This window comes from Microbispora sp. NPDC049125 (assembly GCF_040802045.1).
In the GTDB taxonomy this organism is placed as follows: Bacteria; Actinomycetota; Actinomycetes; order Streptosporangiales; family Streptosporangiaceae; genus Microbispora.
Map to the genome: position 1 here is coordinate 1 of NZ_JBEZDW010000022.1, position 14,783 is coordinate 14,783.

Consider the following 14,783-nt stretch of genomic DNA (forward strand, 5'->3'; position numbering starts at 1 on the left):
CTGGTCTGCCGCCACGACCACCGCGCCAAACACCAAGGCGGCTGGCACGTCACCATGCCCCAACCCCACCTGACCATCTGGACCAGCCCACTCGGCCACACCTACCCCACCCGACCACCCAAGATCATCACCCCACTCCCCCAACCCCGACCCCGCCCCACCCCAGAAACACCCCCGGCAAGCAACACGACCGAAGACCGACTCACCCAACAAACGATCATGCCCAACCCACCCCCGACCGCCCAGGAGGAAACCCCAACCAAACACGACCCCCCACCCCCAGATCACCACCCGACGATGGGACACGACCTTGACGTCCCCCCGTTCTGATCCAGCCGACGGATCTCCGGAAAGCGCCCTATGGGAGGTCGGCCAACGGCCCACCCACGAAGACAAGCTCACCGTCACCTGCCGCCACGATCATCGTGCCGAACATCAAGCGATCAGCAAGGAAGCTCGCGAGGGGAAGCAAGGGTCTGGCGGACGAGCAGGTCGACGACGTCGGGCAGGTGCCCGCGGCGCTCGAAGGCGGCACGCTGACGGGCCGCCCCCGACCCGCGCCGCCGCAACCGGGCCAGGCCGGAGGCGACCAGCGTCCAGTCTCCGGTGTCCTCCAAGCTGGACCGGACATGATCCACCAGCATCCGGACGAGACGCCAGGCGGGCATCCGGACGCCGGACAAGAGATCGAGACCCTCGCCCTCCAGGCTGTCGCGGGCGGCCCGCCAATACGCCGCCCGTAGCACCGAGTGATCGACCGCTGGGGCGGGCACCCCAGCGCGCACGCTGCTCAGCGCTGTCGCGGCCAGGGCACGCACCAGGCCGGCGAGCACGGCGGTCTCTCCCACGGTCGCGCAGACATCCGCGGCGCGGAACTCAAGGGTCGGCACGTGATCGGAGAGGCGGACCAGCCAGTAGATCATCCCCCGGTCGAGCACGGCACCGCTGGCCTGGAGTCCCGAGACGATCTGGTCGTAGTGCGGGGCCGACCGGAAGAACGGCGGCGGCTCGGCGCTGGGCCACCGCGACATCACCATCGCCCGCCAGCTCGCGTAGCCGGTGTCCAGTGCGTCACAGATCGGCGAGTTGCACGTCAGCGCCTGCAGTACGGGCAGCCATGGGCGGATGTGGTTGCTGACCTGGACGGCTTCCTCTCGGTCGCCGATTCCCACATGCACATGGCAGCCGCACACCCCCTGGCCGCGGGTCAGGCCGCGGAACTCCCGCCGGATCGCGTGGTACCGGGGGCAACGGGACAGCGGCGGCAGGCCCGGGTTGCCACGCAGCGGGGTGCCGCACGCGGCCAGCCGTACTCCGGCACTCTGAGCGGCGGCCGCGACGACGATCCGCATCTCCAGCAGATCGCGTCGCAGGTCGCGCAGGTCGGTGTGGACGGCGCTGTTGGTCTCCAGCTGAAACCGGGTCATCTCGGGCACCAGCCAGGCTTCCACCGGACCGGCCACTCGCCGACGGACCTCCTCGGCGGCGGGTACCACGCGCCCGGTCGTTGGGTCGAGGAGCAGGAACTCCTCCTCCACCCCCAGCGTGAGCGCCCTCGTCGCGGGCCGGCCCGTGACCGTCGCGACGACGGAGGTCCCCTGACCCCTGCCGGCCACGACCGCCTCTGTCACCTCTGGCATGGCGGTCTCCATCCGTTCTTGTCGGGAGACGCCGTCGACCGGGCCAGGGACCGGACCGGCCGATCACCCCCACGCTCCCCAGGACCGTGTCGGCAAAAACCGTTTTGACGTTTTCTTGCCCAAGTTTTCGAGCGACGAGGTTTCCTGGTGCCGGTTGCGCGGCGCCAAACAGCGCCCCAGTTCCACCAGTTCCACCAGTTCCGCCGTTTCCCCCGTTCCACGTTGCCGCATTGGTGGGTGCCGAGATTCCGCGTTCCCCATTGCCACGTTGCCGGTGTGCCGGGGCCCGCTCTCGCGACAGGAGTACGAGCTTGACGAACACGCCCACGTGCGGAACCCACGACAGGGATCGGCGGGGACGACGCGAAGGGACCGTTCGCTAGGATGATGCGGTCATTCCGGCGCTGTTGTCTGCCGTCCTCCCAGACGCGGGCGCTTATGGCAGATTCGGCGCGATCAGCGAGCTGCTGAACGGTTCGGCCCGTGGCTCGCCGACGACACCGCCGTACTGGCCCTGACCGTGCCCGCCAAGTCCCCCGAGGTGTGCATATGACCGCCGCCGTCGTGCTGACCCCGATTCCTCACGACGTCGCGGGGCAGGTCCTGGCGATCGCCCTGAACGGCTCCTTGGACTTCTCCAACGCCGAGGAGCTGCGGGCCGATCTGGAGAGCGCGCTCTCCGACGACCACCGGGAGCTCGTGCTGGACATGACCGGGGTGGACTTCTGCGACTCCACCGGTATCAGAGTGCTGCTCAGCGTTCGCACGCTCCTCGGGGTGCGCGGCGGGGCCGTCACGCTCACCGGCCTGAACACGAGGCTGGTCAGGATCTTCAGGGTCACGGGGCTCATCCACGCGTTCACCGTGTGCCCGGGGATCGCGGAGGCGCTGAGCACGGCGCGCGTCCGGCTACCCTCCAACCCAGGGCGGCACGGTTGACGTACGGAACTGGACGGCGTCGAGGAGGACAGGCGGTGGCCGAAATCCAGCAGTGGCCGATCACAGATGATCTCGCCGTGCTGCGCGAGCACATCCAGCGGTATGCCGTTCAGGCCGGTCTCACCGGCCTCCGGCTGGACGATCTGGTCATCGCGGCGAACGAGGCCGCCATCAACGTGCTGGAGCACGGGGGCGGCGTCGGCACACTCGCGATGTGGCACGACGACACCTCGCTCAGCGTGGACGTGACCGATCACGCCGGCGTGCTGCGCCCGGAGGACGTCCCCAAAGGGCGCCCCAGCGGCAAGCGCGACCGAGGGTACGGCCTGTGGCTGATGTGCCGGCTCTGCGACTCGGTGAGCGTCGACCAGGCCCCCGGGCGCTCGATGATCCGCCTGTCCGTACGCCTGACAGCCGAGATCGAGCCGGCGAACGGCCACGACGGGGCGTCGCTCCACCGGTAGGCGCCCGATCAGGCGTAGGGCTCGCACATGCGACCTACACCGTGCAGCGGCGCCGTCCAGCCTCTGCCGTGTGGCGTCCTCGTAACCTGCGCCGTGCGGCTGCGCCATACGGCGTCCTTCGCCGGTGAAGCCTTGACCGACACCACAGCGTGCGTTTGCGCACGTCAGGACAGGTAGAGCGGCCCCATCCGCCTACGCTTGCGCGGTGAAGAAATCGCGTGTCACAAGGTGCGCCCGCAGCTTGGGTCTGTCCGTGGTGCTGGGGTCGGCCGTCTTCGGATTCGGGGCCGCCACCTCGGCGTCCTCCCGGTCCGTGCGGGTGCCGATCGACCCCATCAGCGGCAACAAGGGGTTCACCGTCGTCGTCGAGACCGACACCCGGCTGTCCGGTAACGAGAACGACGGCACCCTCGCGCTCGGCGGCAACCTCATCATGACCGGCGACTACCGCGTCGCCACCAACAGCGCCGGCACGTACGTCGCCCCCGGTGACGCGCAGCCCACCGCCCTGGTCATCGGAGGCCGGATCGACTTCGCCCAGAGCGTCCCGACGGGCCGCGTCTCGGTCCTCCAGAACGGCTACGTCAAGGTCATGGACCTGAGTGGCACGTTCGTCATGGACTTCGACAACAACATGGCGCCAGCCAACACGCGGCTGAACTCGACCAACGACTACGAGGACCCGAAGCGGGTGGAGCTGACCGTGCGCCAGCCCGTCTCCTCCGTCGGCCCCGCCATGATCTTCAACTTCCCCGACCTGTTCGACACCTACCGCGCCCGGTCCACCGCTCTGGCCACCTGCGCCAACAACGTGGTGCTGCGCGACGGGAACGGGCAGCCCTACCCGGGCGGAGTCATCCCGCCGGGCTCGACGGTCCGGATCGCCCTCGCTCCGGGGGTCACCAACGTCATCGACATCAGCTCGACCAACCTGAGCAACATCGCGAACCTCATCTTCGACAACCAGCCGACGGCGACGAGCCCGCTGCTCATCAACGTGCACACGACGGACGTCGGCGGCGACTACACGTGGGCGCCGCCGAACTTCGCCGGAATCGGCGGCCCCCAGGCGCGCTTCATCCTGCTGAACTTCCCGGACGCCACCAAGATCACCCTGCCCCCCGGCATGGGAGCCACCGTGGAGGGGACGATCTACGCTCCCCGCGCCTCGCTGATCGACGAGAACTCGTCCAACATCGAGGGCAACGTGATCGTCCGGGAGCTGACCCACGGGACAGCCGCCAACAACGGCGGCGAGATCCACAACTTCCAGTTCGCCGCCTCCCTCGACTGCGCGGCAGGCCCCACACCCACACCCACACCCACACCCACACCGACGCCCACAGGGTCGCCCACATCAACGCCCACAGGGTCGCCCACATCGTCGGGCGGCTCCACACCCAGGCCTGCTGTCACGGTCACCCAGACCGCCGCCGCGGCGCGGCCCGCGAGCCCGCGGACCCACGACCGTCAGGTCTCAAAGAACGAGGAGAGCCGCCACGACAGGACCCAGTTCCACACCTCGGCCGGGGCGGGCTGGCACCGCCACGAGGACACGAAGTTCGCCGTAGTCGTGCCCCACCACGCGGACTCCGGGGCGGATCAAGAGCGGGGCCGGCGGCACGGACCGGGGTCACGGTCGCAGGCGAAGGGCAGGACCCGCTCTCCCGGCCACCGCGGATGACCGGCCGCCGCGGTTGACCGGCCGCCGCGGTTGGCCTACCGAGAACGCGCCGTGAGCCACCCGTAGGCATGAGCGTCACACGCGGACCCAGGTAGAGCGTTGGCATTGACCCTCCGTACCGTCCCGATCCCGTAAATCGGGCCGTCCGGAGTCTCCACCCGGCTTAACCTGGGTCCGCGACCACAACGACGCCCCTCAGCGCTACCTGAGGTACGTCCACGACGCGGCGGCAACCGCGATCAACAGACACAGGCGGATGGTCCGGGGTGTGCTGTCAACCACGTCCCGGACCGCTCTCGCCACCTCTCCGATCCAGGAACCCGGCTCCGGGTCGTAAAACCGCTCTTGGTGACGGCGTCCCCCGCTCCCGCGGGGCCTGATAGCAGTCATCGTGGCCCCCTTCCCCATTTTTGCTATTTGAGGGTTTTGGCCTCAAATATGGTGGTCAGCCCGAATCCTTTTCTCCAGATGGTCCCGTCCCGCGCCGCGCGGGTGATCCCCGGCGAGCGTCGTCGCGGCGACCCGGCTGGAGGGGACTGTCGGACCTGTGAATGCATGGTCACAGGTGACACGCCATGGACGCAACGAATGCGAGCGGCATTCTAGGGAGCACACGAAGAGTGACCGCCGTATCACAGCTGGCTATATACTTTCGCCCGTTTATGTCCCGATAAGCGAGCTTTCCCGACCGTTTTGTCCCCCGGCCTTTCCGGAATTTTGGGTCAGCGTGCGACACGCCGCTATTTTCCTGCGACGTAGGCATCAGGCGGGCCACGCCACGGCCTCCGCGCTCCGCGGTCACGGCCGGCCGAGCCGTGCGAGTCAGGCGGGAACGGGAACCCGGCGGCGGGCGAGGAGCACTCCGACGGCGACCAGGATCGCCCCCAGCGCGAGAAACGACAGGTCCCAGCCGAGCCGGCCCGGCCCCTGCCGCACGTGGTGCACGCCGAGGATCTGGTGGTCGATCAGGCCTTCGACCAGGTTGAACGCGCCCCAGCCCGCGACGATCCAGCCGAACAGCTCCCGGCCCGGATTCGGGCCGGTGCGCGACAGCAGGCCAATGCCGACGCAGACGAGCACGAGGCATCCGAGGTGGAACGACCCGTCACCGATCATGTTGATCCGCTCGTCGTGGGGATACCAGCCGCTCAGCATGTGGTGCCAGCCGAGGAGCTGGTGCAGCACGATCCCGTCGATGAAGCCGCCGATGCCGAGGCCGAGGACCAGTCCGGCGGAGCGTGTCGAGGCCATGGCGAACAGTTACCCGGCCCGCACCTTCGGTAACGGCCGGCGCGACGGGCGTGATCCGTACAGGCGGCCGCCCCGCCGGAAGCGCCCCGCGTTCACGCACGGTTAACCCGGTGTCGTCAGGGTGCGTGCGGAGCCGGAGGACGACCGTTCCGGCGGACGAAGGAGCAGCGCACCATGAGTCACGGGCACCCCCACCCTCACCCCCACCCTCACGATCACTCCCACGATGACGGCGCCGCGCCGGGCCAGGGCGAGATGGCAGCGGTCGTCGACATGTCGGTGGCGGACAAGGACCTCTCGCCGGCCGAGCTGTCGCGGCGCCAGATGTTCCGGCGTGCCGGCCTCCTCGGCGCGGGCGTCACCGCCGCCGGCGTTCTCGGCGCCTCCGGCCGGGCCGCCGCCGACACCGCCGACACCGCCGACACCGCCGGCCTGACCCGGTCGACCCCCGGAGAACCGCGCGACGGCTACCTGTGGCTCGCCGGCGACCACCACATCCACACGCAGCACAGCTCCGACGGCATGTACCGGGTGATCGACCACGTCCAGCACGCCAACGCGTACGGGCTGGGCTGGATGGTCATCACCGACCACGGCAGCGTGGCGCACGCGAAGATCGGCGTGGAGAAGGTCAACCCCGACATCCTCGCCGCCCGCGAGGCGGTCAAGGACACGCTGGTCTTCCAGGGCCTGGAGTGGAACATCCCCGCCGCCGAGCACGGAACGGTGTTCGTCGCTCCCGGGCGGAACGAGGTCGCCACGCTCAAGGAGTTCGAGAACTCCTTCGACGGCAGCGTCAAGAACGCCACCGCGAGCACCCCGCAGAACGAGGCGCTGGCCATCGCGGGCCTCAACTTCCTCGCCGACGCCGTCAAGAAGCGCCGGGTGCCGGACGTGCTGTTCCTGGCCAACCACCCCGCGCGCAAGGGTCTCGACACCCCGCACGAGATCAGGGCCTGGCGGGACGCCCAGCCGGGGATCGCCATCGGCATGGAGGGCGCGCCCGGCCACCAGGCCGCCGGCATCCCCAAGCCGAACGGCCCCGGCTCCGGCCGCGGCCTCTACGACAACAGCCCGAGCGCCGACTCCTGGTCCGGCTACCCGCCGGAGAGCTACAAGACCTTCGGCGGCTTCGACTGGATGACCGCCACCGTCGGCGGCCTGTGGGACAGCCTCCTCGCCGAGGGCAAGGCCTGGTGGATCACCGCGAACTCCGACTCCCACACGGTGTACGGAGACGCCAGCGACCGGGGGCCGGGCAGCGACTTCGACGCCAACGGCCGTTACAACGACCCGATCTACAAGGGCGTGCCGAACCTCGCGAACAGCGACTTCTGGCCGGGCTACTACAGCCGTACCCACGTCGGTGCGGCCGGGTTCTCCTACGGCGCCGTGATGGAGGGGCTGCGGCAGGGCCGGGTGTGGGTGGACCACGGCGGTCTCATCAGCGGCCTGGTCGTCCGCGCCCGCACCTCGGACAAGCGGGGCGTGACCCTCGGCGACACCCTCCACGTCCGCCAGGGCGCGCAGGTGGAGGTCGCGGTCGAGATCACGCTGGCGAACCGGCCCAACTGGGCGCAGTTCGTGCCGACCCTGGCCCGCGTCGACCTGATCCAGGGCGACGTCACCGGACCGGTGTCGGACAAGGACGCCTTCACCACCCCTTCGACGAAGGTCACCCAGTCCTTCGAGGTGGGCAAGAACACCGGCACCGTCACGTTCACGTTCAAGCTCGGAGCCGTCGACCGGCCCGTGTACGTGCGGCTGCGCGGCACCGACGGCAACCGCAGCGCCCCCGGCCTGCTCGGTGCCGCCGTGGACCCGCACGGCCCGCAGATCGACGTGTTCGGCGACGCCGACCCGTGGAAGGACCTGTGGTTCTACACCAACCCGATCTGGATCCTGCCCCGCCGATGATCATCGGTATCGACGCCGGATCCCGTACGGTCGCCGAGGCCGAGCACCTTCTCCACATGGTGGCGGAGGCGCTCGGCACGCCGCCCGGGCTCATCGGCTGCACCCATTTCGTCCGTACGGGTGTGCCTCATGTGGCGTGCTCCCTGGCGGTGCCCGAGCCGGTCGACCCGTCCCTGCTCCCCACCGGAGTGTCGGCCGCCGTCGGCGAGAGCCGTACGGGACCGGACGGGGAGGGCGCCGCGCGGGCGGCGGCCGAGCACGCGTCGGGTGAGGGGGGACGGGTGGTGCTCTTCCCGGGGCGGGCCGAGCTGGTGGGCTCGCTCACCGTCGCGGAGCTGCTCGCGCGCTCGGCACTCGACCAGGTCCTCGTCCTGGCGCAGCCGGAGCCTCCCTCCGCCGCGGCCGTCGTGGTGACGAACGACCACGTGCGCCCGGTCTGGCGGGAGGGGCTGATGACGCTGCTCACCATGCCGATGGCGGGCGGGCGGCTGACCCCGGCCGAGGTGCCCAATCCCACGCCCTGCTGCGCCGACCACGCCTGACGCCGGCTGCGGCTGCGGGAGGGATGTGAGAAACCTGAGAATCACCTGAAAACCGGCACTTTGCGACGGCCGTCGTCCGCCTCGCGGGCGGTCCCGTTGCTAGGGTCACCGCGGGGGTGTGCTCGTGCTCACGGACGAAGTCCTGCCGGATCTCACGGCGTCCCGGCCGCGACGGCCGGTGCGGATGCCGGCGGCCGTGCCGGCCTGGATGGCCGCCGTGCCGCTGGCGGGCCTGGCCCTCCTCAGGGTGGCGGGCTGGGAGGCGTCGACCCTGCCGGTCGGGCTCGTGGCGCTGACGCCGTTCGCCGCCGGGGTCGCGGTGGCCGCCGCCCTACTCGGCGCGGCCTCGCGGAGCAGGGTGACGATCGCCGTGACCACCGTCATCGCGCTGCTGTTCGCGTGGTGGGTCGTGCCGCGCGCGGTCGGCGGCCGGCAGGAGGCGGGCGGCCATCCGCTGCGCGTCCTCACCGCCAACCTCAACGAGGGACGGGCCGACCCGTGGGGGGTCATCGACCTCATCAAGCGGCTGCGGCCCGATGTGGTCACGCTGGAGGAGCTGACCCCCTGGCTGGAGGAGAGCCTGGACGCCGACGGCCTCAGCAGGCTGCTGCCGTACCGGGTGGCGCAGACGGGGGACGGGCCCACCGGGACCGGCATCTTCTCCACCCGGCCGCTCAAGGAGCGTACGGGCCTGTTCCAGCCGGTGGGCCACCACATGCCGGTGGCCGAGGCCACGACGCCCGACGGCACGCCCTTCGAGATCGTCGCCGTCCATCCGGTCGCCCCTGTGCCCGAGACGGTCGGCGAATGGGAGCTGGGCGTGAAGACGCTGCCGCCCGCGCCCACGTCCGGCGTGACACGGGTCCTGTCCGGCGACTTCAACTCCACGCTCGACCACGCGGTGCTGCGGAACCTGCTCGGCACCGGCTACGTCGACTCGGCGGCCGAGACCGGCAACGGCCTGAGCATGACCTGGCCCGCGTCGCACCGCCTGTTCCCGATGGTCGCGATCGACCACGTGCTCGTGGACCGGCGGTCGTTCCCGGTGTCGGCGTCCGTCCAGGACCTGCCGGGCTCCGACCACCGCGCGGTCTTCGCCGAGCTGCGCATCGCGCCGGGACGGTGACGCCCGCGTCACGTACGGACGGCGAGTCGGCGTTCGCCCTGGAGACGGCCGCGACCCCCGTGGCCTCACCCCGGTGACGGTGAGCTGACCCTGCGCTCAGGGCCGGCCCGGTCAGGGGCGCTCGCCCACGCCGCCGACCAGCTCCCTGAGGCGTCCCCGCACGCTGTCGGGCGTCAGCGGAGGCGTGTCCATTCCGCTCCGCTTCCCCATGCCCTCGATCACCGCGCGGAGGGCGTCGGTCCCGCTGTGGCGCGGCGTCCAGCCCAGTTCGTCGCGGGCGCGGCTCACATCCATGATCGGGATCTGCAGGGCCATCTCCACCAGGCCGGGCGAGGCGGGGATCAGCCGGAGGTGCCACCCCGCCGCCACCGCCGTCTTGACGAACGTGGACGGCACCGGCACCTTACGCGCCCCGAGCAGCTCGGCCAGCACGGACGGGTCGATGACGGGATCGGCGGCCAGGTTGAACGCCCCGGTGACCGGCCGCGTGAGCGCCAGCCGGAACGCCTCGGCCGCGTCCGCCGTGTGCAGGGCCTGGAACCGCAGGCGCGGCATGTCCGGCACGAAGGGGATCAGGTTCGGCCTGATCAGGCGCTGCGGCAGGAAGGGGCCGCCGAACAGCCGTCGCTGCTCGCTCGCCGCCTCCTCCTTGAAGATGAAGCCCGGTCGCATGCGGACCACCCGCATGCCTTCGTGCCGCAACTCGAAGGTGTCGAGCACCCGCTCGACGTACGACTTCTCCCGCGAGTACGCCGCCCGGGGCCAGCCGTGGGTGGGCCAGCTCTCGTCGACCGCCCTGTCCTTCGGGCCCGGGGAGTAGGCGCCGACCGACGAGCTGTGGACGAGTGCGGACACGCCCGCGGCGGCAGCCGCACGGAAGACCCGAATGCTGCCCAGCGCGTTGGCCTTCCACGTCACGACGGGATCGTGGGTCGGCTGGAACAGCCAGGCGAGGTGGATGACGGCGTCCGCCCCGGCGAAGACGTCCGCCAGGTCGTCGCGGCTCACGTCGGCCGTGCGCCACTCCGTCTTCCCCGTACGCCAGCCGGGCATCCGGCGGGCCACCCCCACGATCGAGGTGACGCTCGGCTCGGATTCGAGGGCCTGAACGACGCTCGTCCCGACGTTTCCGGTGGCACCAACCACGACAACTCGCATAATTACCCCCGTTTCCCGACGAAGGTGGGTGCAAACTGGCAGGGCGCCATGCGACCGTAGGCGTGGGGAACCGCCATGCTGGGGATGTCACGCGGCTCCACGGCCGCGGGTGACCGGGGAGAACCGGGCGCGCGCCCCCGCCGTACGGTCTCGCCGGAAATTCGGCACACCGCGAGCACGGGCGCCGTCGCCCAGGTGGGAGACCCGGGAACGACCGGTAGGTCTGCCTTTGGGCAAGGACGGGGAATTCAGTGGTGGCGCGGGAATACCGGTTCCTAGGAGGATGAAAGTCTCAATCGGGGCAGAAAGGCGGAACAGGAGAGATGGCTCAGATCGTCGGTGGCGGACGCCCCGTCAATGACGCCGAACGAAGGGTCATCGCGCACCTGCGGGACAACGCCCCAGACGACTGGCTGCTGCTTCACAACATCGAGGTGCCCCGCGGCGCCGACCTGTTCGAGGTCGACGTGGTGGTGCTCACCGGCCACTCGCTCTGCGTCATCGACGTCAAGGGAGCCCGGGGCCGGTTCGAGGTGGCGGGGACGCGATGGTTCCCCCAGCACCGGGAGGCCTTCGGGTCGCCCGTGGCGAAACTGCGGGGCACGGCCCGGGCGCTCAAGGGCCTGCTGATCGACGAGCACCGGGAGCTGGAGCGGCTCTACGTCGACAACATCGTGGTGCTCACCGCGCCGGGCGCCGTCCTCATCGACCCGAGCGGCCGGGACGCCCGGCACGTGACCACGGTCTCGGGCCTCATCTCGACGCTCAGCGACGTGTCCCGGGTCAGGCACGGCTGCAGCCGCGACGCCACGCCGTACCGGACGGCCATCATCGAGGCGCTGAACGGGACCGTGCGCCGCTCGACGGCGGCGCCGAGGTTCGGCAACTGGGAGGTCGAGGAGCAGCTCGGCGGCGACAGCCGGGTCACCGAGTATCGCGCGGTGAACGCCACGGCGGCGGCCGGCGAGACCGTGCTGCTGCGGGTCTACCGGGCCGATCCGCTGGCCGAGCAGCAGCGCCGGGTGGCGGAGCAGCGGCGGATCGCCAACGCCTACCAGTCCCTCGCCAAGATCCCGCCGCACCCGTGCGTCGTACGCTCACGCGACTTCTTCGCGATGGACGACGAGAGCAGGTTCGTCCTGGTGCTCGACGACGTGCACGGGCAGGCTCTGCACCTGCACCTGACCGGGCGGCGGCTGGGCACAGAGGCGAAGCTCGGCGTGATGGAGGACATGCTGGACGGCCTGGCCCACGTCCACGCGAACAACGTCGTCCACCGGGCGCTCACCCCGGCATGCGTGCTGGTCAGCGACACCGGCAACGCGATGCTGACCGGCTTCGACTACGCCAAGCCGGGCCCGCGCAAGCACACGGTGGCCAACGAGCTGCCGAACATCCTCGACGTCCACTACGTGGCGCCGGAATGCCGGGCGAGGTCCGACCGGATGACCTCGGCCGCCGACGTCTACTCGGCGGGCGTGATCGCCTTCCAGCTCCTGACGGGCGAGCTGCCCGTCCCCGGCGCCGACGGCGAGCCGGACGCCGCGGGCGTCTCCCCCGACGTGATGGACCTGGTGCGGCGGATGCGCGACCCCACGCCGGCCAAGCGCCCGGACGCGGCCACCGCCCTCGCCGAGCTGCGCCAGGCCCGCTCAGCCCGCCCTCGGCAGGCCGAACGCGCCTTCCTCGGCCGGTTCAGGAGCGCCCTGCGCCGCTTCTCCCGGGACTAGCGTTCTCCCGGGACGTCCTGGGGCCAGGTCCAGTCGCGGATCTCGGCCGGGTCCTCGCCGAACTCGCGGGTGTGGGCGCGGGCCCGCAGCCGGGCGTCCACCATGGCCTGCCGCAGGTGGGCCGCCTTGATCGCCAGGCCCGGGACGCGGTCGACGACGTCCATGACCAGGTGGTAGCGGTCGATGTCGTTCAGCATGCACATGTCGAACGGCGTGGTCGTGGTGCCCTCCTCCTTGTACCCCCGGACATGGATGTTCTCGTGGCCGTTGCGGCGGTAGGTGAGCCGGTGGATCAGCCACGGATAGCCGTGGAAGTTGAAGATGATCGGCCGGTCGGCGGTGAACAGCGCGTCGAACTCGGCGTCGGACATCCCGTGCGGGTGCTCGGTGGCCGGCTGCAACCGCATCAGGTCGACCACGTTGACCACGCGCACCTTGAGCTCGGGCATGTGCTCGCGCAGCAGGGCGGCGGCGGCCAGGGTCTCCAGCGTCGGCACGTCCCCCGCGCAGGCCATCACCACGTCAGGCTGGACGCCGGCGTCGTTGGAGGCCCATTCCAGGATGCCCAGCCCGCGGCTGCAGTGGCTGATCGCCTCCTCCATGCCCATCAGGTCGAGCACGGGCTGCTTGCCGGCGACGACGACGTTGACGTAGTCGCGGGAGCGCAGGCAGTGGTCGGCCACCGACAGCAGGGTGTTGGCGTCCGGCGGCAGGTAGACCCGTACGACGGAGGCCTTCTTGTTGACCACCACGTCCAGGAAGCCCGGGTCCTGGTGGCTGAAGCCGTTGTGGTCCTGCCGCCACACGTGCGAGGACAGCAGGTAGTTCAGCGAGGCCACCGGCCGCCGCCACGGGATCTTCTTCGACGCCTCCAGCCACTTGGCGTGCTGGTTGAACATCGCGTCGACGATGTGGATGAACGCCTCGTAGCAGTTGAACAGTCCGTGCCGGCCGGTCAGCAGGTAGCCCTCCAGCCAGCCCTGGCACAGGTGCTCGCTCAGCACCTCCATGACCCGGCCTTGACGGCCGAGGTTCTCGTCGGTCGGCAGGATCTCGGCCGCCCATGCCCTGTCGGTGACCTCGAAGACCGACGACAGACGGTTGGAGGCCGTCTCGTCCGGGCCCATCAGCCGGAAGTTCTCCGGGTTGGCGGCGATCACGTCGCGCAGCAGGCGGCCCAGGACGCGGGTCGGCTCGCTTGAGCCGGTGGCGGGGGCCTTGACCTCCACCGCGTAGTCGCGGAAGTCAGGCAGGGCCAGCGGGCGCAGCAGCTCCCCGCCGTTGGCGTGCGGGGTGGCGCTCATGCGCGACGTCCCCTCCGGCACGGTCGCCAGGATGTCCTCCCGCGGGCGGCCGTCGGCGTCGAACAGCTCTTCGGGCCGGTAGGACCGCATCCACTCCTCCAGCATGGCCCGGTGCGCGGCGTCGTCCCGCACACCGGCCAGCGGCACCTGGTGTGCGCGCCAGGTGCCCTCGACCGGGAGCCCGTCGACCTCGCGCGGGCCCGTCCAGCCCTTCGGCGTGCGCAAGATGATCATCGGCAGGCGGTGACAGTCGCCGGACCGGAACTCCGCGATCTCCTCGAAGGCCGTGTCCAGCGTCTCGGCCATCAGCGGGTGCATCACCGCCGGGTCGTCGCCGGACACGATGTGCGGCCGGTAGCCGTAGCCTTCGAAGAGCTTGATCAGCTCCTCCTCGGGGATCCGGGCGAGCACGGTCGGGCCGGCGATCTTGTAGCCGTTCAGGTGCAGGATCGGCAGGACGGCGCCGTCGCGCTCGCGGTCCAGGAACTTGTTCGAGTGCCAGCTCGCGGCCAGCGGGCCCGTCTCCGCCTCGCCGTCGCCGATGACGCAGGCCACGACGAGATCAGGGTTGTCGAACGCGGCGCCGTACGCGTGGGCGAGCGCGTAGCCGAGCTCGCCGCCCTCGTGGATCGACCCGGGAGTCTCCGGCGCCACGTGGCTGGGAATGCCGCCGGGGAAGGAGAACTGGCGGAACAGCCGCCGCATGCCCTCCGCGTCCTGCGAGATCGCCGGGTACGTCTCCGAGTAGGACCCCTCCAGCCAGGAGTGCGCGACGGCGGCCGGGCCCCCGTGGCCCGGGCCCGCGATGTACATGACGTCCTGGGCCCGCTCGCGGATGATCCGGTTGAGATGCGCGAAGCAGAAGTTGAGCCCGGGCGTCGTCCCCCAGTGGCCCAGCAGGCGCGGCTTGATGTGCTCGGGCTTCAGCGGCTCGGCCAGCAACGGGTTGTCGAGAAGGTAGATCTGCCCGACCGACAGGTAGTTGGCGGCGCGCCAGTAGGCGTCGATGCGCTCGAATTCCTCCATAC

Annotated in this window: 11 protein-coding genes; 7 read left to right on the top strand and 4 right to left on the bottom strand. The window is 70.5% G+C overall.

The genetic code is table 11. The features are described 5' to 3' along the window. Positions 1–443: 443 nt before the first annotated feature. Positions 444–1,640 carry a glutamate--cysteine ligase gene (locus AB0B72_RS24000; protein WP_367741154.1) on the bottom strand — a complete coding sequence of 399 codons (1,197 nt, stop codon included), beginning with the start codon at positions 1,638–1,640 and terminating at the stop codon, positions 444–446. A gap of 549 nt (positions 1,641–2,189) precedes the next feature. Between AB0B72_RS24000 and AB0B72_RS24005 the strand changes: the two genes are divergently transcribed. The 3 genes from AB0B72_RS24005 to AB0B72_RS24015 all read left to right on the top strand — a co-directional run bounded on the left by AB0B72_RS24005 (position 2,190) and on the right by AB0B72_RS24015 (position 4,727). Next, positions 2,190–2,579, top strand: a complete 390-nt coding sequence (locus tag AB0B72_RS24005) for an STAS domain-containing protein (RefSeq protein WP_367741155.1) — start codon at positions 2,190–2,192, stop codon at positions 2,577–2,579. 35 nt (positions 2,580–2,614) lie between these two features. Beyond that, positions 2,615–3,043, top strand: coding sequence for an ATP-binding protein (locus tag AB0B72_RS24010; protein WP_367741156.1), 429 nt, complete (start codon positions 2,615–2,617; stop codon positions 3,041–3,043). A 241-nt stretch (positions 3,044–3,284) separates the two neighbouring features. Beyond that, the gene (locus tag AB0B72_RS24015) at positions 3,285–4,727 is read left to right on the top strand and encodes a collagen-binding domain-containing protein (RefSeq protein ID WP_367741157.1); all 1,443 of its coding nucleotides are present in this window, start codon (positions 3,285–3,287) and stop codon (positions 4,725–4,727) included. Between the two features lie 822 nt (positions 4,728–5,549). Here the strand turns inward: AB0B72_RS24015 and AB0B72_RS24020 are convergent. Beyond that, a complete protein-coding gene (locus tag AB0B72_RS24020) occupies positions 5,550–5,978 on the bottom strand; it encodes a DUF2243 domain-containing protein (protein WP_367741158.1) in 429 nt (142 codons plus the stop codon). Between the two features lie 174 nt (positions 5,979–6,152). Between AB0B72_RS24020 and AB0B72_RS24025 the strand changes: the two genes are divergently transcribed. From AB0B72_RS24025 to AB0B72_RS24035, 3 genes are all read left to right on the top strand, one after another. Further along, entirely contained in the window at positions 6,153–7,895 is a 1,743-nt protein-coding gene (locus AB0B72_RS24025) for a PHP domain-containing protein (RefSeq protein WP_367741159.1), read from the top strand. Next, complete coding sequence (locus tag AB0B72_RS24030; RefSeq protein ID WP_367741160.1) at positions 7,892–8,437, top strand: hypothetical protein; 546 nt, start codon at positions 7,892–7,894, stop codon at positions 8,435–8,437. The genes AB0B72_RS24025 and AB0B72_RS24030 overlap by 4 nt, the downstream gene beginning before the upstream one ends. Before the next feature lie 124 nt (positions 8,438–8,561). Next, complete coding sequence (locus tag AB0B72_RS24035) at positions 8,562–9,563, top strand: endonuclease/exonuclease/phosphatase family protein (RefSeq protein ID WP_367741161.1); 1,002 nt, start codon at positions 8,562–8,564, stop codon at positions 9,561–9,563. A 111-nt stretch (positions 9,564–9,674) separates the two neighbouring features. On the opposite strand, the gene AB0B72_RS24040 is transcribed toward AB0B72_RS24035, so the two are convergent. After that, complete coding sequence (locus AB0B72_RS24040) at positions 9,675–10,721, bottom strand: NAD-dependent epimerase/dehydratase family protein (RefSeq protein WP_367741162.1); 1,047 nt, start codon at positions 10,719–10,721, stop codon at positions 9,675–9,677. A 323-nt stretch (positions 10,722–11,044) separates the two neighbouring features. Here AB0B72_RS24040 and AB0B72_RS24045 point away from each other — a divergent pair, with 323 nt between their 5' ends. Further along, entirely contained in the window at positions 11,045–12,451 is a 1,407-nt protein-coding gene (locus AB0B72_RS24045) for an NERD domain-containing protein kinase family protein (RefSeq protein ID WP_367741163.1), read from the top strand. Here the strand turns inward: AB0B72_RS24045 and AB0B72_RS24050 are convergent. Continuing rightward, positions 12,448–14,781: a phosphoketolase gene (locus AB0B72_RS24050; protein WP_367741164.1), complete on the bottom strand. Its 2,334-nt coding sequence runs from the start codon at positions 14,779–14,781 to the stop codon at positions 12,448–12,450. The genes AB0B72_RS24045 and AB0B72_RS24050 overlap by 4 nt on opposite strands. Positions 14,782–14,783 lie beyond the last annotated feature (2 nt).

Excerpts from the sequence above, each read along its gene's own strand:
- AB0B72_RS24000 (WP_367741154.1), bottom strand. The coding sequence starts at position 1,640 with ATGCCAGAGGTGACAGAGGCGGTCGTGGCCGGCAGGGGTCAGGGGACC.
- AB0B72_RS24005 (WP_367741155.1), top strand. The coding sequence starts at position 2,190 with ATGACCGCCGCCGTCGTGCTGACCCCGATTCCTCACGACGTCGCGGGG.
- AB0B72_RS24020 (WP_367741158.1), bottom strand. The coding sequence starts at position 5,978 with ATGGCCTCGACACGCTCCGCCGGACTGGTCCTCGGCCTCGGCATCGGC.
- AB0B72_RS24025 (WP_367741159.1), top strand. The coding sequence starts at position 6,153 with ATGAGTCACGGGCACCCCCACCCTCACCCCCACCCTCACGATCACTCC.
- AB0B72_RS24030 (WP_367741160.1), top strand. The coding sequence starts at position 7,892 with ATGATCATCGGTATCGACGCCGGATCCCGTACGGTCGCCGAGGCCGAG.
- AB0B72_RS24040 (WP_367741162.1), bottom strand. The coding sequence starts at position 10,721 with ATGCGAGTTGTCGTGGTTGGTGCCACCGGAAACGTCGGGACGAGCGTC.
- AB0B72_RS24045 (WP_367741163.1), top strand. The coding sequence starts at position 11,045 with ATGGCTCAGATCGTCGGTGGCGGACGCCCCGTCAATGACGCCGAACGA.
- AB0B72_RS24050 (WP_367741164.1), bottom strand. The coding sequence starts at position 14,781 with ATGGAGGAATTCGAGCGCATCGACGCCTACTGGCGCGCCGCCAACTAC.